The following is a 16,765-nucleotide window of genomic DNA, read 5'->3' as shown; positions in this document are numbered from 1 at the left end:
TGGTGCCCACCCTGCGTACATGCACGTCAACCGCGATAGGCTTGGCACTTACCCCAGCGTCTGCGCCAGGAACTCGTCGATCACGCGCGAGCTGGCCGACGGCGCGCTCAGGTGCGGGCAGTGGCCGACGTTGTCGATCACGGCCAGGATGCTGTCGGGCAGATGGCGCTGCATGTAGGCGCCCACTTCGCGCGGCACGATCAAATCGTCGCTGCATTGCAGGATCAGGGCCGGCACGGTCGATTTCGGCAGGTCGGCCCGATGGTCGGCCAGGAAGGTCACGCGCGCGAAATGCTTGGCGATCGACGGGTCGTTGCGGCAGAAGCTCTCGATCAGTTCCGTGCCCAGCTCGGGGCGGTTGGGCGCGCCCATGATCATCGGCGCCACCTTCTCCGACCAGGCGGCGAAGTTGTCTTCCATGGTGTCGAGCAGGACGCCGATGTCCTCGCGGTTGAAGCCGCCGACGTAGTCGCCGTCGTTGATGAAGCTGGGCGAGGGACCGACCATGACCTGGGCCGCGAAGCGCCCGGGCGCCTTGATCGATGCCAGCAGGCCGATCATCGCGCCCACCGAGTGCCCGACGAAGATCACGGGACCGGGCGCATAGGCATCGAGGATCTCGAGCACGTCGTCGGCATAGCCGTGCAGGCTGCCGTACTTCTGCCGGTCGTAGGCCGACAGGTCGGAACGGCCGCTGCCGACCAGGTCGAACAGGATGGTGCGATAACGTCGTGCGTAGGCGGGCGCAAGGAAGCGCCACATGTTCTGGTCGCAGCCGTAGCCATGGCAGAACACCATGGTCAGCGGCCCGTCGCCGGCAACGTGCACATTATTGCGATACTGTACGGACATAGCTTTTATGAGGTGTCTTGCGACAACTTTTGCAGTGTAACATTCTCCTCTTCCTTGGACCGTGACAACGTGGATAAATTGCATTTTTCCCACGCTGTCCAGGATTTGACCCGCCGATGTGCGCGTACGTACGGTCGCTGGCACCGCACTGCGTTATACTGTACTTCCATACAGTACCGGAAGCCGTGGATGGAACTCAAGGACAAGCTGGAGATCCTGGCCGATGCCGCCAAATACGATGCGTCCTGCGCCAGCAGCGGCGCGCCCAAGCGCGACTCGCTGGACAAGGACGGCCTGGGCGCGTCCACCGGCATGGGCATCTGCCACAGCTATACGCCGGACGGACGGTGCGTCTCGCTGCTGAAGATCCTGCTGACCAATTTCTGCATCTACGATTGCCAGTACTGCGTGAACCGCCGCACCTCGAACGTGCCGCGGGCCCGCTTCTCCGTCGACGAAGTGGTCAAGCTGACGCAGGATTTCTACCTGCGCAACTACATCGACGGCCTGTTCCTCAGTTCCGGCATCATCCAGTCCAGCGACTACACGATGGAGCAACTGGTCGAAGTCGCACGGCGCCTCCGCGAAGTGCACAAGTTCCGCGGCTACATCCACCTCAAGACCATCCCCGATGCCGACCCGCGCCTGATCGAACTGGCCGGCAAGTACGCCGACCGCCTGTCCGTCAACATCGAGCTGCCGACCCAGGACAGCGTGACGCGCCTGGCGCCGGAAAAGAACGTCCACACGATCAAGCTGGCGATGGGTTCCATCCGCACGAAGCTGGACGAGAAGGACGACCATCCGAAGGCGCCTGCCTTCGCGCCGGCCGGGCAGAGCACCCAGATGATCGTCGGCGCCGACGCCAGCGACGACCGCACCATCCTGAACACGGCGCAGACGCTGTACGGCAGCTACAAGCTCAAGCGCGTGTACTACTCGGCCTTCAGCCCGATTCCGCAAAGCCCGTCCAGCGTGCCGTCGGCGCCGCCGCCGCTGCTGCGCGAACACCGCCTGTACCAGGCCGACTTCCTGCTGCGCGGTTACGGCTTCACGGCGGGAGAATTGATGCCGCAGGCGGGCAACCTGCCGCTCGACATCGACCCCAAGCTGGCCTGGGCGCTGACCAACCGCGAGCACTTCCCGCTCGACCTGAACCGCGCCGACGAGATGATGATCGCGCGCGTGCCGGGCATCGGCCTGCGTTCGGCCAAGCGCCTGATCGACCTGCGCCGCTTGCGCCGCATCCGCTGGGAAGACCTGTCGCGCCTGCGTTGCAGCATGAAGAAGCTGGCGCCCTTCGTCGTCACCGCGGACTACAAGCCGGCGCAGGGCGCCGCCTCGTCCGAACTGCTCCGGCGCAGCATGGCCGACGCGCCCGAGCAGATGAACTTGTGGCCGGAGTTGCAGGCCGCATGAGTGAGCGCAGCAGCGCCGTCGAGCAGGTGCGCGCAGGCCTGCCGCTGCTGGTCGACGGCTTTGCTGCCTGGCGCGACGCCGCGCGCGCACTGCTGGCGCACGACATCCCGCCCCAGGACGTCACCTGGGGTTCGCCGCACACGGGCGGCGACCTGCTCACGAGTGCGCCGCCGCCGGCCGCGGCTGGGGATAATGGGGTCACACCGTCGCCATCGCCGCCGTCCTTGCCGCAGCAGCAGCGGCCGCTACGGCCCGCCCCGCACATCCCGCGTGCCTTCATGGAGATGCTGCAGAGCGCCGCCTGCTGCCGCGTGCCGGACCGCTGGGCATTCCTGTACCGCGTGATCTGGCGCTGGCAGCAGTGCGAGCACGACGTGCAGTCGCCGGCCGACGAAGACGGCGCGCGCCTGAACGCGATGGTCAAGGCGGTGCGACGCGAGGAGCACGACATGCATGCCTATATCCGATTCCGCGAACGTCCCGAGCAAGCGGGGCCGCCGCGCTTCGTCGCCTGGTACGAGCCGCGCCACGACGTGCTGCCCCAGGTGGCGCGCCACTTCGTCGCCCGCATGGGCAAGGTCAGTTGGATGATCGCCACGCCCGAAGCGAGCGTGCTGTGGGACGGCCAGACGCTGCACGACGCCGGCCCGATCGTGAAAGGGCCGGAGGAGCTCGACGACAGCGGCGAGGCGCTGTGGCTGACCTATTACCGCAGCGTGTTCAACCCGGCGCGCCTGAACGCGGACATCATGCACCAGCACATTGCGTCGGACCGCTGGAAGAACCTGCCGGAAGCGAAGATCGTGCCGCAGATGGTCAAGGACGCGTCGCGCGGCGCGCGCAAGGTCGGCCAGTACGAGGCCGTGGGCCAGCGCAAGGGCACGACCATTCCCATCGCCCCCGCCGATGCCCAGCCGGAGCGCCAGCAGCCGTCCAGCCTGGACGAGTGCCGCCGCTGCGAGCTGTGGGAATTCGCCACCCAGGCCGTGCCGGGGGAGGGGCCGAAGAAGGCGAAGATCATGTTCGTCGGCGAGCAGCCGGGCGACCAGGAAGACCTGGCCGGCCAGCCCTTCGTCGGCCCCGCCGGCAAGCTGCTCGACAGCGTGTGCGCGCAGGCCGGCGTGGACCGCGACACGATCTACGTGACCAACGCCGTCAAGCATTTCAAGTGGGAACCGCGCGGCAAGCGCCGCCTGCACAAGACCCCGGTGCAGCGCGAGATCGAGGCCTGCCACTACTGGCTGGACAAGGAACTGGCCAGCGTCAAGCCGACCGTCATCGTCGCCCTGGGTGCCACCGCATTGAAATCCGTACTGCGCACCGCCAACGTCACGCTGAAAAATCACCTTGGCAAGCCGATGCGGCACGAGGGGCACTGGGTCGTCACCACCTACCACCCGTCGTACGTGCTGCGCGTGCCGAGCGAGGACGCCAAGCGCGAAGCGTTCAAGGTCATGGTCGACAGCCTCAAGCTGGCGCACGAACTGCTGGAGCGGCCGCCGGAGGAAGGCGAGCAGGGCGACCTCGGCGTGTGATGCCGTGCTATATGCATGTCAAAATCGTAACACTTTGTTGTTGAGATGGGCTAAGCTCGTCTTTGTCGCTAATCTTTTGCGACACAACAATAAAGGGATGCACGATGAGCAAACGAACCGCATGCGCGCTGTACTTCGCTGTCCTTGCCTTGCCGGCGCTGGCGCAGACCGGCGCGCCCCCTTCCTCCGCCGAGCCTGGCCAGGAGGCACACCCGGCAGCGGCCGCAGCCGCGCCCGAACTGGCCGAAGCGCCGACGCAGATCGTCGTCTCCGGCCGCCGTCCCGGCCCCGGCGTGTGGAAGGTGTCCAAGGGCGAGCACGTGATGTGGGTGTTCGGCATCTACTCGCCGCTGCCCGCGAAGATGGAATGGGACGCGTCGCGCGTCGAACGCCTCGTCGCCGGTTCCCAGGAAGTCCTGACGCCGCCGGGCGCCAACGGCCACGTCGGCTTCTTCCGCGGCATCACCCTGCTGCCCAGCCTCGTCGGCCTGAAGAAGAACCCGGACGGCGCCCAGTTGCGTGACGTGGTGCCGGCCGATGTGTATGCGCGCTGGACAGGCCTCAAGGAAAAATACCTCGGCGACGACGACGGCGTGGAGCGCTACCGCCCGATCTTCGCCGGCCAGGAACTGCGCCAGGCCGGCATGAAGAAGAACGGCCTCGCCACGAGCGTGCAAGTGGTCAAGGCCATCGAGGATATCGCCAGGAAGAACAAGGTCAAGGTCAGCAAGACGGGCTTCGAGTTCGACGTGGAAGAGCCGCGCAAGATGATCCAGGAATTCAAGAAGCAGCAGATGGACGACGTCGCCTGCTTTACTAAAACCCTCGACAGCATCGACGGCGACCTCGACGCCATGCGCGCACGCGCCAATGCCTGGGCCAACGGCAATATCGCCGAGATCCGCAGCGTCAATTTCACCGAGCGGGAAGATGCCTGCAACAACGCCATCCTGAACAGTTCGGTGGCCCGCAACAACGCGCAATTCCAGGACATGCCGGGGCGCCTGCGCGCGGCCTGGCTGCAAAGTGCGGAAAAATCCCTGGCCGGCAATGCCTCGACCTTCGCCATCCTGCAGATGAAGGACATCCTCGGCGAACGCGGCTACCTGGCGGACCTGGCGGCGAAAGGCTATACGGTCGAGAGTCCCAGGTAAGCGAACCCGTCATTGGGTAAGATGATGGCGATGAAACATGATCTGAATATAAAGCACCTGGCGTTCGTCCTGTGCCTGGTGGTGTCCGGCGCGCAAGCGCAGACGGCGGAGACGAGCGCGCCGCCCGTGGCGTCCGTGGAAGTGGCCGCGCCGGCCACCGTGGTCGTGTCCGGCCGCCGTCCCGGCCCCGGCGTGTGGAAGGTCAGCGGCCGCGGCGGGCACGTGCTGTGGGTGTTCGGCACCTATTCCCCGCTGCCGGCGAAGATGGAGTGGGACACGGCGCGCATCGAGCGCCTCGTGAGCCGTTCGCAGGAAGTGCTGAAGCCGCCGATCGCGAAAGCCCATATCGGCTTCTTCAGCGGCCTGACCGCCTTGCCGGAACTGATCGGCATCAAGAAGAACCCGGACGATGCCCAGCTGCGCGACGTGCTGCCGGCCGAGCTGTACACGCACTGGACGGCGCTCAAGGAAAAATACATCGGCGCCGACAGCGGCATCGAGCACTACCGCCCGCTGTTCGCCGGCGAGGAGCTGATGCTGGCCGGCGTCAAGAAGAACGGCCTGACCTTCGGCACCGAAGTGATCGGCAAGATCGAGAAGATCGCCAAGAAGAACAAGGTGCGCGTGAGCGATTCCGGCTACGACGTGGTGCTGGACGATCCGCGCAAGCTGGTGCAGGAATTCAAGACCTCGCAGGTCGACGACGTCGCCTGCCTGGCGAGCACGCTGGACACGCTCGACGTCGACCTGGAAACGATGCGCCTGCGCGCGAATGCCTGGGCCAACGGCAATATCGCCGAGATCCGCAGCCTGGATTACGCGGACCGCCAGGACACCTGCCTCGATGCCGTGCTGGGCAGTTCCTTCGTGAAGGATGCCGCCGGCCTGCGCCAGATGCGCGAACGCCTGCGCGCGTCCTGGCTCAGGACGGCGGAGAAATCGCTGGCGTCAAACGCATCGACGTTCGCCGTGCTGGAGATGCGCGACATCGTCGGCCCGAAGGGTTATCTCGCGGCCTTGCAGGCCAAGGGCTACGCGGTCGAGAGCCCGAACTAGCGGCCCTTGCACGTCGCCCCGGCGCAGGCCGGGGCCCAATTCCTGCGACTACCGGCTGCGCCGGCAACTTGGACCCCGGCCTGCGCAGGGGCGACGGCTAGCGTCCGCCCAGCCCGTCCCCGCCCGGCGCGGCCGTATCGTCGCGCGATGCCGCCTGGGCCACGCGCGCGCCCGGCGGCACGTCGTGCGTCAGCCAGACGTTGCCGCCGATGACGGCGCCCTTGCCCACGGTGATGCGTCCCAGCAGCGTGGCGCCCGCATAGATGACGACGTCGTCTTCCAGCACCGGATGGCGCGGCAGGCCTTTCTGCAACGTGCCGTCGGCATGCGCGGGAAAGCGCTTGGCGCCCAGCGTGACGGCCTGGTACAGGCGCACGCGTTCGCCGATGACGGCCGTCTCGCCGATCACGACGCCGGTGCCGTGGTCGATGAAGAAGCCGGCGCCGATCTGCGCGCCCGGATGGATGTCGATGCCCGTCTCGCCATGCGCCAGCTCGGCGACGATGCGCGCCAGCAGCGGCAGGCCCAGCGCGTACAGGCGGTGCGCCAGCCGGTGGTGGATCATCGCCAGGATGCCCGGGTAGCACAGCAGCACTTCGTCGACGCTGCGCGCGGCCGGGTCGCCGTGGTAGGCGGCCAGCACGTCGCTGTCGAGCAATTGGCGGATGCCGGGCAGCGCCGCGCCGAAGTCGCGCACGGCGGCCAGGGCCTGGCCGTCGATGTCGGTGCTGCCCAGCTGGCGCAGCGCCGCGCTGTAGCGCAGCTCGATGCGCACCTGGACCAGCAGCGCGTGCAGCGCCGAGTCGAGCGCGTGGGCGACGTGGAAATTCTCGCTGTCCTGGCGCAGGCAGGGCGGGCCCAGGCGCATCGGGAACAGCACGCCCTTGAGCTGGCCCACGATGTCGGCAACGGCATCGAGCGAAGGAAAGGCGATACCGTTCGGTTCGCCGGGCGGCCGGTGCGCCGCGCGCCACTGGCGCCGTACATCGTGCAGCGCATTCACGATGCCGTGGATATCGAAATCGGCCATTGGCCAGGCTCCATGCGTAGTAAGGGGAGCCTCCACTATACGGTCCGCCGGCACGCACACCAAGGACGTTGAAGTTAGATCGTTATGTAAAAACCATCTAACCGGCTTGGCCGCGCATCAAGATCAGCCGTACAGGTCGTGCTTGAAACGTCAGCAGACAAGCCCGCCGCCTGTCACTGGCGCCTGCAGGACGCAGTGGATCCTCGTATCCCGGCCAGACCACGATGTTGTCAGGCCGTGCGAAACCCGCGTAGAATGCAGGCAACGCGGGTGTAGCTCAATGGTAGAGCAGGAGCTTCCCAAGCTTAAGACGAGGGTTCGATTCCCTTCACCCGCTCCATCTCCCGTCAGGACTGAAAATCCTGCGTCCGCAAGAACACATCCCCCGTCGCCCCGCTCAGGAAACGCTCCTGCGCCACGACCTGGATTTCTCCCCGGTTTGCTTCGAAGATCTGCCGCAGGTGGTCCGGCTCCATCGAGGTGGCGCCGAAATGGTCTTCCAGCGCCTCTTCCGTGACGAGGCAGCGCCGGGTATGGCCGTTGACGACGGCGGGGAAGGCAACGCTCGTTGCCCTGGCTTCGTACGCAGACTGGGGCGGGAAGGAGATGTCCATCGGAATCCTCACTGGGTGGCGCAATGAACCGGAAACGTGGTTTACATGACATCACCATTCTTACGTAAGGATGGGTTCCGTGGCAAGCGAAGCGAGCGCAAATAAGCCGATCTTAAGTCAGGCCGCCTGCAAGGATGGGTAGTCGGTCAGCCCGTGCGCGCCGCCGCCGAACAGCGTGTCGCGGTCGTGCGCGGCGAGCGGCGCACCCTGGCGCAGACGGGCGGGCAGGTCCGGGTTGGCGACGAAGGGACGGCCGAAGGCGATCATGTCGGCCCAGCCCGCTTCCAGTGCTGCGCGCGCCCGCGCGCCGTCGTACTTGCCGGCGTAGATCAGGATGCCGGGGAAGGCGGCGCGCAGGCGCTCCTTGAAGTCGAGGGGCATGTGCGGCGCATCGTCCCAGTCCGCTTCGGCGATGTGGATGTAGCCCACCCCGATCTCGCCCAGCAGTCTTGCGGCCGCCAGGTAGGTCGTTTCCGGATCGGCGTCCACGCAGCCGTTCAGCGTCGTCAGCGGCGCCAGGCGCACGCCAACGCGTTTGGCATCGCCGCCCACGCCTTCCACCAGCGCGCGCGTGACCTCGCCCAGGAAGCGCAGGCGGTTCTCCAGCGAGCCGCCGTAGTCGTCGTCGCGGTCGTTGGCGTGCGAGTCGATGAACTGGTTGACGAGGTAGCCGTTGGCCGCGTGCAGTTCGACGCCGTCGAAGCCGGCCGCCACCGCGTTGCCGGCCGCCTGGCGGTAGTCGTCGACGACGGCGCGGATCTCCGCGACCGACAGGGCGCGGGGCATGGAGGCCTGCACGAAGCCGGGCTTGCCGTCGGCCTCGGCCACGAACACGTTCACGCCCTCGGCCTGGATGGCGGACGACGAGACGGGTGCCTGGCCGCCCAGCAGGCTCGCATGGCTCAGGCGGCCGACGTGCCAGAGCTGGGCGAAGATGGTGCCGCCGGCCGCGTGCACGGCGTCGGTGACGAGGCGCCAGCCGTCGATCTGCGCCTGGGTGTGGATGCCGGGCGTCCAGGCATAGCCCTTGCCGAGCGGGGAAATCCAGGTGCCTTCGCTGACGATCAGGCCGGCGCTGGCGCGCTGGGCGTAGTACTCGGCCATCAGCGCGTTCGGCACGTCGCCGGGCTGGCTGGCGCGCGAGCGTGTCATCGGCGGCATCACGATGCGGTTCGGTAGCTGCAGGCTGCCCAGGGTCACGGGGCGGAACAGGGGATCGTGTTGTTCAAGCATGGGTCGTCTCGGTGTGTGCATGGAAGTGGGGCAGTACCGTCTCGGCGATCTCGTGGAAGGTCTCGTCGAGCGGGCGCCGGTTGCGGCGAAATTGCAGGCCGACGTGGCCGACGCCGGCGGCACGCAGCGCGTGCAGCTCGTCGATCAGCGCCAGGCGTCCGCCGCGCAGGCCGAAGCGGTGGCGTTGCAGCGGTTCGTCCGGGTCCTCGGCCAGGTCCAGGTGGATGAAGGTGGCATACGGCTTGTCGCCCGCGACGGCGCGCCAGGCCGCCGCGCGGCGCCGGTGGTCGTCGGCCGAACCCGGGTAGGCCAGGCAGGCGTCCATGCGGGCGCCGACCCAGTCCGGCTGTTGCTGGGCGAGGCCGGCCACCAGCAGGGGCAGCGGGGCGGCCTGCCGCGGCAGCACCGCCAGGCCGCCCGGCAGGTCCGCGGCGCCGCCGCGCAGCAGCGCGACCTGCTCGCGGAAGCGGCTGCCGCGGCTGTCGAAGTCGCGCCCGAACAGCGGGTATTCGACGGGACGGTCGCCGCTGGCCACGCCCAGCAGCAGGCGCCCGCCGCTCAGGTGTTGCACGGTGGCGGCGGATTTCAGCGTCAGCAGTGGCTCGCGCAGCGGCAGCACGACGGCGGCCGTGCCGAGCAGGATGTCGCGCGTGATGCCGGCCAGGTAGCCGAGGTAGGAAAACACCTCGAAGACCTGGGCCGCGTCGCCGAACGACGGGTCGTACAGCGGCACGTCGCGCACCCACAGGGCGCGAAAGCCGAGGCGGTCGGCCAGCCTGGCGAGTTCGGCATGGCGCTGCAGGTCGGGCTCGCCGGGCAGGCGGCCGGCCGCGCGGCGGGCGGCATCGCCGTCCGGCGTCCAGTCGTTGTCCAGCGGCGCCTCGATGCCGATGCTCAGGCCTCCGGCGACGAGGCGGTCGAGTGCGGATTGCATGGCGCCGTCCTCAGTCCCACGCCGGCGCCAGGCCGGCCGGATCGACTTCGCGGCCATTGCGCTCCAGCGCGGCGATGGCGGCCATGTCCTCGGCATCCAGCTTCAGGTCGCGCGCCAGCAGGTTGCTGGCCAGGTTCTCGCGCCGGGTCGAGGACGGGATCACGGCATAGCCGAGTTGCAGCGCCCAGGCCAGCGCGACCTGGGCCACGGTGGCCTGGTGCTTGTCGGCGATGCGTTTCAATACCGGGTCCTGCAGCACCTTGCCGTAGGCCAGCGTCATGTAGGAGGTGACGGCGATGCCTTGCTCCTTCAGGAAAGCGGCCAGCGTCGTGTTCTGCAGATAGGGGCTCAGCTCGACCTGGTTGGTGGCGATTTCTCCCTTGCCGACGACGTCGATGGCTTGCCGCGTCAGCGCGATGTTGAAGTTCGAGATGCCGATCCGGCGCGTCAGGCCCAGCGACTTCGCCTCGGCCAGCGCTTCCATGTACTCCGGCAGGTCGACGCCGTTGCCGGGGGCCGGCCAGTGGATCAGGGTCAGGTCCACATAGTCGGTGCGCAGCTTGTCCAGGCTGTCGCGCAGGCTCGGCACCAGCTTGCCCTTGGCGTAGTTGTCGGTCCAGATCTTGGTCGTCAAGAACAGGTCGGCACGGGCCACGCCGCTCGCGGCGACCGCCTGGCCCACCTCGGCTTCGTTGCCGTAGATCTGGGCGGTGTCGACGGCGCGGTAGCCCAGTTCCAGCGCGGTGCGCACGGAATCGATGACGGTCTGGCCGGTCAGGCGGAAGGTGCCGACGCCGAACGATGGAATGCTCATTGGATAACTCCTCAATACGATAATCTGAGGCGCAGTATGCGCGCTTTATATTTGTCGATTAAGCTGTATATGCTCAAAATTCTTTTGCTTTCGATGCAAATATGAAGACGACCCTCGATGAAATGCAGGCCTTCGTGGCCGTGGTCGACAGCGGCTCGATCACGGCTGCCGCGGAACAGCTCGGGCTGACGATCTCGGCCGCCAGCCGCACGCTCGGCCGCCTGGAAGAAAAGCTGCAGACGACGCTGCTGCGGCGGACGACGCGCCGGCTCGAACTGACGGAGGAGGGCGCGGCCTTCCTGCAGCATGCCCGCGTCATCCTGGCCTCCGTCGACGAGGCCGAGGAACAGATGGCGGCGCGCCGCCTGCGTCCGGTCGGCCGCCTGCGCGTGGACGCGGCCACGCCCTTCATGCTGCACGTGATCGTGCCGCTGCTGGCGGGGTTCCGGGAGCGCTATCCCGAGGTCGAACTGGAGCTCAATTCCAACGAAGGCATCGTCGACCTGATCGAAAAGCGCACCGACGTCGCCCTGCGCATCGGCACCTTGCGCGATTCGACGCTGCACGCGCGCCTGGTGGGCGCCAGCCGCATCCGGGTATTCGGCTCGCCCGGCTACCTGGAACGCCACGGCATCCCCACCACGCCCGCCGACCTGGACCGCCATACGCTGCTGGGCTTCACCCAGCCCGAGACCCTGAACGACTGGCCGCTGCGCGACGCCGGCGGTGAACTGCTGCGCATCAAGCCGGCGATCCTCACGTCCAGCGGCGAGACGCTGCGCCAGATGGCCTTGTGCGACCTGGGCCTGGCCTGCATGTCGGATTTCATGACGCGCGCCGACGTGCGCGTCGGCCGCCTGGTGCCGCTGTTCGAGGACGTGGCCGTCGACGTGCGCCAGCCCGTCAATGCCGTCTATTACCGCAATACGGCGCTGGCCGCGCGCATCACCTGCTTCGTCGACTACGTCGTCGAGGCGCTGGGGGAGCGTCCGTTCGAGGCGTGAACCTCCCGCGTGCGTCCCATTCAGGCGGCTTATGGCACACTGGGGCCGTCGATTCACCCAGCCCAGATCATGCCCGCAGAAGACCACCGGCCCGACGAACACGCAGCCCGTCCCGCCACCGCCACCGGCACCGATGCCGGCGCCCTCATGTTCCTGAGCGGCGGCGGCGAGCTCGGTGCCATGATGCGTGCCCACGACTGGTCCGCTTCGCCGCTGGGCGATCCGCGTGGCTGGCCGCAGGCGCTGCGCACCGTCGTCGGCCTGATGCTGAACTCCAAGTTCCCGATGTTCGTGGCCTGGGGCGAGCAGCTCGGCTTCCTGTACAACGATTCCTACCGCGAGATCCTGGGCGACAAGCACCCGGCGTCGCTGGGCCGCCCGTTCCACGACATCTGGGCCGAGATCTGGCATGACATCAGCCCCCTGGTCGAGCGCGCCCTGCAGGGCGAGGCGACCTATGCGGACCGCATGTACCTGGTGATGAACCGCCATGGCTACGAGGAGCCGACCTGGTTCACCTTTTCCTACTCCCCCGTGCGCAACGAGGACGGCACCGTGGGCGGCATGTACTGCGCCTGCGTCGAGGTCACCGACCAGGTGCTGGCCGAGAAATACCGTGACGCGGAAAACGAGCGCCTGCGCGGGCTGTTCGCCCAGGCGCCGGGCATCATGGCCGTGCTGCGCGGGCCGGAGCACGTGTTCGAGCTGACCAACGGCTCGTACATGCAGCTGGTCGGGCACCGCCAGATCCTGGGCCGGAGCGCGCGTGACGCCTTGCCCGAAGTGGTGGGGCAGGGCTTCCTGGAACTGCTGGACCGCGTGTACGCGAGCGGCGAGCCGTTCGTCGGCAAGGCGCTGCCCGTGCGCCTGCAGCGCGAGCCCGAGGGGCCGCTGGAAGAGCGCTACATCGACTTCGTCTACCAGCCGATCCGCGACGCGGCCGGCAACGTCAGCGGCATCTTCGTCGAAGGGGCGGACGTCACCAGCCGCAAGCTGGTCGAGGACGAGCTGCGCGCGGCGAACACGCAGAAGGACCAGTTCCTGGCCATGCTCGCGCACGAGCTGAGGAATCCGCTGGCGCCGATCGTCACCGCCGCCCAGCTGCTCAAGCTGGGCCGCACCGACGCGCGCAGCGTGGCCAGCGCCAGCGACATCATCGCGCGCCAGGCCGAGCACATGACGGACCTGGTGAACGACCTGCTGGACGTCTCGCGCGTCACGCGCGGCCTGGTGACGCTGGAAAAGGAAGAACTGGACCTCAACGTGATCGTGGCCGCGGCCGTCGAGCAGGTGCGCCCGCTGATCGATGCGCGCCGCCATTCGCTCACGCTGCAGCTGTCCGGCGAGCCGGCCCACGTGATCGGCGACCGCACCCGCCTGGTCCAGGTGATCTCCAACATCCTCAACAACGCGGCCAAGTACACGGCGCCGGGCGGCAGCATCGGGCTCGCCGTGCACACGGAGGGCGAGCTGGTCGACGTGACCGTGCGCGACACCGGCGTCGGCATCGCGCCCGAGGTGCTGCCCTACATCTTCGACCTGTTCACCCAGGCCGAGCGCACGCCAGACCGGTCCCAGGGCGGCCTGGGGATCGGCCTGGCGCTGGTGAAGAGCCTGATCGCCCTGCACGGCGGCACCGTGCGTGCCGAGAGCTGCGGGCTGGGGCAGGGCAGCGCCTTTTCCGTCAGCCTGCCGCGGGTAGCGCCGCCGGCCGGCCTGCGCGCCGAGACCCCCGCGGCGCGCGGCACGGGTGCTCCCGAAGATGCCAGCCTGCGCGTGATGGTGGTCGACGACAACGTCGACGCCGCCCAGATGCTGGCCGCCCTGCTCGAGGTGCAGGGCCATGCGGTGAGCGTCGAATACGACGGCGGCGGCGCGCTGGCGCGGGCGCGTAAGGAAAGGCCCGACGTGCTGCTGCTGGACATCGGCCTGCCCGACATCGACGGCTACGAACTGGCCCGGCGCCTGCGCGCCCAGCCGGAAAACGCGGGCGCCACGCTGGTCGCGCTGACGGGCTACGGCCAGCGCCAGGACCGCGAGGAGGCGCGCCAGGCCGGCTTCGACCACTACCTGGTCAAGCCCGCGGACCTGAACGAGGTCAACGAGGTGCTGGCCGAGGCCGAAGCGCGGCGCTAGCGCAGTAGGCAGAGCAGGGGTCAGCGCAGGGGGCAGAGCAGGGGTCAGAGTCCGGTGTTGAAGGTTGGACTCTGACCCCGGTGTTCAGCCCGCGGCTTAAGCGATGAGAGCCACGCCTGTCATCACCCCGTCACCTTCGTTTCTTACACTGTATTGCTGAGAAGAAACGACGTTCGACCCAACCCATGTCCAAGACCAGCGCGCCGGCCGCCCCGCGCACCCACCGCTACCTCGCGCTCCTGTGGCCGGCACTGGCGCTGCTCGCCTGCGCCGTGCTGTGGAGCGCCGCCATCCTGCGCGCCGGCGGCGAGGAGCAGCGCGCCTCCGAGCAGGTGTTCAAGAAAGCCGATGCCTATGCCGAGGCCTACGAACAGTACGTCACGCGTTCGGTCGCGCAGATGGACCAGATCACCATGCAGCTCAAGCACAGCTGGGAGCATTCGCGCAATCCCGCGCTGATCGAGGACATGCGGCGCGACGGCATGTTCACCGATGCCGCCTTCGTCAGCGTGAGCGTGATCGGGCGCGACGGCCATATCCGCTCGTCGAGCCGCATCGCCGAACGCAGCCTGAGCCTGGCGGCGGCGCCGTTCTTCGTCGAGCACCGCGACAATATCTCGACCGCGCTGCGCATCGGCACCCCGCCGCCCGAGCTGGAAGAGGCGCGCGGCGCGGTCCTGTTCACGCGCCGCCTGGACACGGACGACGACGAATTCGACGGCGTGCTGCTGATGGCCGTCGATGCCGCCTATTTCACTTCCTTCGTCAGCGCGCCGACACTGGGCGCGGGCAGCCTGCTGGCGCTGGTCGGCAGTGGTAACACCCTACGCGTGGAGCAGGATGCCAGCGGCGCGCTGCGCACCGGCGTGGCCGCCTCGCTGCTGCCCGCGAATGCCGACCGCTGGCCCGTGGCGCACGGCGTGCAGCTGGTCGAGGGGTCCGCCAGGGCCGGCGGATTCGGCGACGGCCGCGCGCGCGTGCTGGGCTGGCGCCGTTCGTCCGCCTACCCGCTGGTGGCCGTGGTGGCGCTGTCGCGGGACGCGGCGCTGGCCGGGGCCGAGGCCTACTGGACCGCCAGCCGCAACAACACCATCGTGGCCTGCGCCGTGCTGCTGGCGATGTCGGCGGCGGCCAGCATCCTGTCGCTGCGCGCCTCGCGCCGGGCGCGCGAACAGGCCGAGGTGCAGCGCGCCTACCGCACCGCCACCGAAAGCGGCAACGACGGCTTCTACATGGTCGCCCCCGTGCGCGACCGCAAGGGCCAGGTCATCGACTTCCGCATCGTCGACTGCAACGAGCGCGGCGCCTTCTTCTACGGCATGACGCGCACGAGCCTCGTCGGCAGCCTGGTGTCGCAGCTGGACCGCGGCGTCGGCGGCCCGGAACTGATCGACGAGTACCGCCAGGCGATGACGGTCGGCTTCCACCAGGAAGACCGCCGCATGCCCGACGATAACCGCCTGAACATCCGCTGGGGCCACCGCCGCCTCGTGCGCGTGGGCGACGGCCTGGCCGTCACGCTGCAGGACATCAGCGAGCGCAAGGAGCACGAGACGCAGCTGGCGCGCCTGGCCAACGAGGATAGCCTGACGGGCCTGCCGAACCGCCACTGGTTCCTCAACTTCGTGCCTTCGGCCCTGTCGCATGCCCAGGCCGGCGGCCACGGCGCGGCGCTGCTGTTCGTGGACCTCGACGAGTTCAAGCAGGTCAACGATTCGCACGGCCACGCCGTCGGCGACCGCCTGTTGAAGGACGCGGCCGGGCGCCTGCTGTCGCAGCTGCGTCCGGGCGACCGGGTGGCGCGATTCGGCGGCGACGAATTCATCGTCCTCCTGAGCCCCTTCGACAGCGACCAGCAGGTGGCGGCGGTGGCCGCGCGCATCGTCGGCGCGTTCGCCAAGCCGTTCGCCATCGCCGACGAGCAGCACATGATCGGCGCCTCGGTCGGCATCTCCGTGTTCCCGCGCGATGGGCTGGACGCCGCCACGCTGATCCGCCACAGCGACATCGCCATGTATGCCGGCAAGAACGAGGGCAAGGGCCAGTACCGCTTCTTCGACCCCGCCCAGTCGAGCACCCTCAAGACCCGCGCCCAGCTGCGCCAGCGCCTGCTGGAAGCGATCGAGCAGCGCCAGTTCGTGCTGCACTACCAGCCGCGCGTCGACACCCGCGACGGCCGCCTGCTCAGCATGGAAGCGCTGCTGCGCTGGGAGCATCCGCAGCTGGGCATGATCCGCCCCGACGAATTCATCCCGCTGGCCGAATCGAGCGGCCTGATCGTGCCGATCGGCGCCATCGTGATCGACATGGCCTGCGCCCAGCTGGCCGCCTGGGGCGCCGCGGGCCTGGACCCGGTGCCCGTCTCGATCAATGTCTCGCCCAAGCAGTTCCTGCGCGGCGGCGTGCATCGCGAGCTGGCGCAGGCGCTGGCGCGCCACGGTGTCGCGGCGCGCCTGCTGGAAGTCGAGATCACGGAATCGGCGATGATGGGCGACCAGGACGAGATCCTGGCCGAACTGGCCGCGATCCGCGCGCTGGGCATCAAGCTGCACGTGGACGACTTCGGCACCGGCTATTCGTCGCTGTCGCAGCTGCAGCGCATGAAGATGGACGTGCTCAAGGTCGACCGCTCGTTCACCGCCGAGCTGGGACGCTCGAAGGAGGGCACCGTGTTCTTCCAGGCGATCGTGTCGATGGCGCACGCGCTGGGGATGGAGGTGGTGGCCGAGGGCGTGGAGAACGCCGAGCAGCTGGCGATCCTGCGCCACCTCCATTGCAACGAGGTGCAGGGCTACCTGATCGCGCGGCCGATGCCGGCGCAGGCGATCGAGACCTTGCTGGAGAAGCGCTACTTGCTGGAGCAGGCGCTGGCGGCGTAGTTGCCGCCGCACCGTGCACCAACGTTGCCACCCCCGGCACGGCGCTACACGGCAACAACGTCATCCCTGCGAAGGCAGGGATCCAATTTCGCGTGCGTCACGGTA

General features: G+C 68.2%; 13 protein-coding genes and 1 tRNA gene. 8 read left to right on the top strand and 6 right to left on the bottom strand.

Features of this window, described 5'->3' with window-relative positions; genetic code table 11:
• Nucleotides 1–48: 48 nt before the first annotated feature.
• Nucleotides 49–852, bottom strand: a complete 804-nt coding sequence (locus ACI1V7_RS22155) for an alpha/beta fold hydrolase (RefSeq protein ID WP_404534019.1) — start codon at nucleotides 850–852, stop codon at nucleotides 49–51.
• Nucleotides 853–1,041: 189 nt separating this feature from the next.
• Here ACI1V7_RS22155 and ACI1V7_RS22150 point away from each other — a divergent pair, with 189 nt between their 5' ends.
• From ACI1V7_RS22150 to ACI1V7_RS22135, 4 genes are all read left to right on the top strand, one after another.
• Nucleotides 1,042–2,271 carry a putative DNA modification/repair radical SAM protein gene (locus ACI1V7_RS22150; protein WP_404534018.1) on the top strand — a complete coding sequence of 410 codons (1,230 nt, stop codon included), beginning with the start codon at nucleotides 1,042–1,044 and terminating at the stop codon, nucleotides 2,269–2,271.
• Nucleotides 2,268–3,806: a UdgX family uracil-DNA binding protein gene (locus ACI1V7_RS22145; RefSeq protein ID WP_404534017.1), complete on the top strand. Its 1,539-nt coding sequence runs from the start codon at nucleotides 2,268–2,270 to the stop codon at nucleotides 3,804–3,806. Before ACI1V7_RS22150 ends, ACI1V7_RS22145 begins: the two co-directional genes overlap by 4 nt.
• A gap of 104 nt (nucleotides 3,807–3,910) precedes the next feature.
• Nucleotides 3,911–4,960, top strand: a complete 1,050-nt coding sequence (locus tag ACI1V7_RS22140) for a TraB/GumN family protein (protein ID WP_404534016.1) — start codon at nucleotides 3,911–3,913, stop codon at nucleotides 4,958–4,960.
• 30 nt (nucleotides 4,961–4,990) lie between these two features.
• Complete coding sequence (locus ACI1V7_RS22135) at nucleotides 4,991–6,016, top strand: TraB/GumN family protein (RefSeq protein WP_404534015.1); 1,026 nt, start codon at nucleotides 4,991–4,993, stop codon at nucleotides 6,014–6,016.
• Nucleotides 6,017–6,113: 97 nt separating this feature from the next.
• On the opposite strand, the gene epsC is transcribed toward ACI1V7_RS22135, so the two are convergent.
• Nucleotides 6,114–7,046: a serine O-acetyltransferase EpsC gene (gene epsC / locus ACI1V7_RS22130; RefSeq protein ID WP_404534014.1), complete on the bottom strand. Its 933-nt coding sequence runs from the start codon at nucleotides 7,044–7,046 to the stop codon at nucleotides 6,114–6,116.
• 266 nt (nucleotides 7,047–7,312) lie between these two features.
• Here epsC and ACI1V7_RS22125 point away from each other — a divergent pair.
• Nucleotides 7,313–7,386: transfer RNA gene (locus ACI1V7_RS22125), tRNA-Gly, on the top strand.
• A 7-nt stretch (nucleotides 7,387–7,393) separates the two neighbouring features.
• On the opposite strand, the gene ACI1V7_RS22120 is transcribed toward ACI1V7_RS22125, so the two are convergent.
• The 4 genes from ACI1V7_RS22120 to dkgB form a co-directional block, all read right to left on the bottom strand.
• Nucleotides 7,394–7,660 carry a DUF1488 family protein gene (locus tag ACI1V7_RS22120; protein WP_404534013.1) on the bottom strand — a complete coding sequence of 89 codons (267 nt, stop codon included), beginning with the start codon at nucleotides 7,658–7,660 and terminating at the stop codon, nucleotides 7,394–7,396.
• 117 nt (nucleotides 7,661–7,777) lie between these two features.
• The gene (locus ACI1V7_RS22115) at nucleotides 7,778–8,893 is read right to left on the bottom strand and encodes an alkene reductase (protein WP_404534012.1); all 1,116 of its coding nucleotides are present in this window, start codon (nucleotides 8,891–8,893) and stop codon (nucleotides 7,778–7,780) included.
• Nucleotides 8,886–9,827, bottom strand: coding sequence for a TIGR03571 family LLM class oxidoreductase (locus tag ACI1V7_RS22110; RefSeq protein ID WP_404534011.1), 942 nt, complete (start codon nucleotides 9,825–9,827; stop codon nucleotides 8,886–8,888). Before ACI1V7_RS22110 ends, ACI1V7_RS22115 begins: the two co-directional genes overlap by 8 nt.
• A gap of 10 nt (nucleotides 9,828–9,837) precedes the next feature.
• Complete coding sequence (gene dkgB, locus ACI1V7_RS22105) at nucleotides 9,838–10,641, bottom strand: 2,5-didehydrogluconate reductase DkgB (protein ID WP_404534010.1); 804 nt, start codon at nucleotides 10,639–10,641, stop codon at nucleotides 9,838–9,840.
• Between the two features lie 101 nt (nucleotides 10,642–10,742).
• Here dkgB and ACI1V7_RS22100 point away from each other — a divergent pair, with 101 nt between their 5' ends.
• The 3 genes from ACI1V7_RS22100 to ACI1V7_RS22090 all read left to right on the top strand — a co-directional run bounded on the left by ACI1V7_RS22100 (nucleotide 10,743) and on the right by ACI1V7_RS22090 (nucleotide 16,660).
• Nucleotides 10,743–11,645 (top strand): LysR substrate-binding domain-containing protein, encoded by a 903-nt coding sequence (locus tag ACI1V7_RS22100; RefSeq protein WP_404534009.1) that lies wholly within the window; start codon nucleotides 10,743–10,745, stop codon nucleotides 11,643–11,645.
• A gap of 69 nt (nucleotides 11,646–11,714) precedes the next feature.
• The gene (locus ACI1V7_RS22095; protein ID WP_404534008.1) at nucleotides 11,715–13,781 is read left to right on the top strand and encodes a hybrid sensor histidine kinase/response regulator; all 2,067 of its coding nucleotides are present in this window, start codon (nucleotides 11,715–11,717) and stop codon (nucleotides 13,779–13,781) included.
• A gap of 185 nt (nucleotides 13,782–13,966) precedes the next feature.
• On the top strand, nucleotides 13,967–16,660 hold the full coding sequence (locus ACI1V7_RS22090) for a bifunctional diguanylate cyclase/phosphodiesterase (protein ID WP_404534006.1): 2,694 nt from the start codon (nucleotides 13,967–13,969) through the stop codon (nucleotides 16,658–16,660).
• Nucleotides 16,661–16,765: the final 105 nt, after the last annotated feature.

The sequence above is a fragment of the Massilia paldalensis genome (assembly GCF_044901715.1).
GTDB classification, from domain to species: Bacteria; Pseudomonadota; Gammaproteobacteria; order Burkholderiales; family Burkholderiaceae_D; genus Telluria; species Telluria paldalensis.
Note: the sequence above shows the minus strand (reverse complement) of the source record. Positions and strands in the feature narration are given on the sequence as shown.

Bases quoted from the DNA above. Each gene is read 5' to 3' on its own strand.
- ACI1V7_RS22090 (WP_404534006.1), top strand. From the start codon at position 13,967: ATGTCCAAGACCAGCGCGCCGGCCGCCCCGCGCACCCACCGCTACCTC.
- ACI1V7_RS22110 (WP_404534011.1), bottom strand. From the start codon at position 9,827: ATGCAATCCGCACTCGACCGCCTCGTCGCCGGAGGCCTGAGCATCGGC.
- ACI1V7_RS22150 (WP_404534018.1), top strand. From the start codon at position 1,042: ATGGAACTCAAGGACAAGCTGGAGATCCTGGCCGATGCCGCCAAATAC.
- ACI1V7_RS22140 (WP_404534016.1), top strand. From the start codon at position 3,911: ATGAGCAAACGAACCGCATGCGCGCTGTACTTCGCTGTCCTTGCCTTG.
- ACI1V7_RS22145 (WP_404534017.1), top strand. From the start codon at position 2,268: ATGAGTGAGCGCAGCAGCGCCGTCGAGCAGGTGCGCGCAGGCCTGCCG.
- epsC (WP_404534014.1), bottom strand. From the start codon at position 7,046: ATGGCCGATTTCGATATCCACGGCATCGTGAATGCGCTGCACGATGTA.
- ACI1V7_RS22155 (WP_404534019.1), bottom strand. From the start codon at position 852: ATGTCCGTACAGTATCGCAATAATGTGCACGTTGCCGGCGACGGGCCG.
- dkgB (WP_404534010.1), bottom strand. From the start codon at position 10,641: ATGAGCATTCCATCGTTCGGCGTCGGCACCTTCCGCCTGACCGGCCAG.
- ACI1V7_RS22095 (WP_404534008.1), top strand. From the start codon at position 11,715: ATGCCCGCAGAAGACCACCGGCCCGACGAACACGCAGCCCGTCCCGCC.
- ACI1V7_RS22120 (WP_404534013.1), bottom strand. From the start codon at position 7,660: ATGGACATCTCCTTCCCGCCCCAGTCTGCGTACGAAGCCAGGGCAACG.
- ACI1V7_RS22135 (WP_404534015.1), top strand. From the start codon at position 4,991: ATGAAACATGATCTGAATATAAAGCACCTGGCGTTCGTCCTGTGCCTG.
- ACI1V7_RS22115 (WP_404534012.1), bottom strand. From the start codon at position 8,893: ATGCTTGAACAACACGATCCCCTGTTCCGCCCCGTGACCCTGGGCAGC.
- ACI1V7_RS22100 (WP_404534009.1), top strand. From the start codon at position 10,743: ATGAAGACGACCCTCGATGAAATGCAGGCCTTCGTGGCCGTGGTCGAC.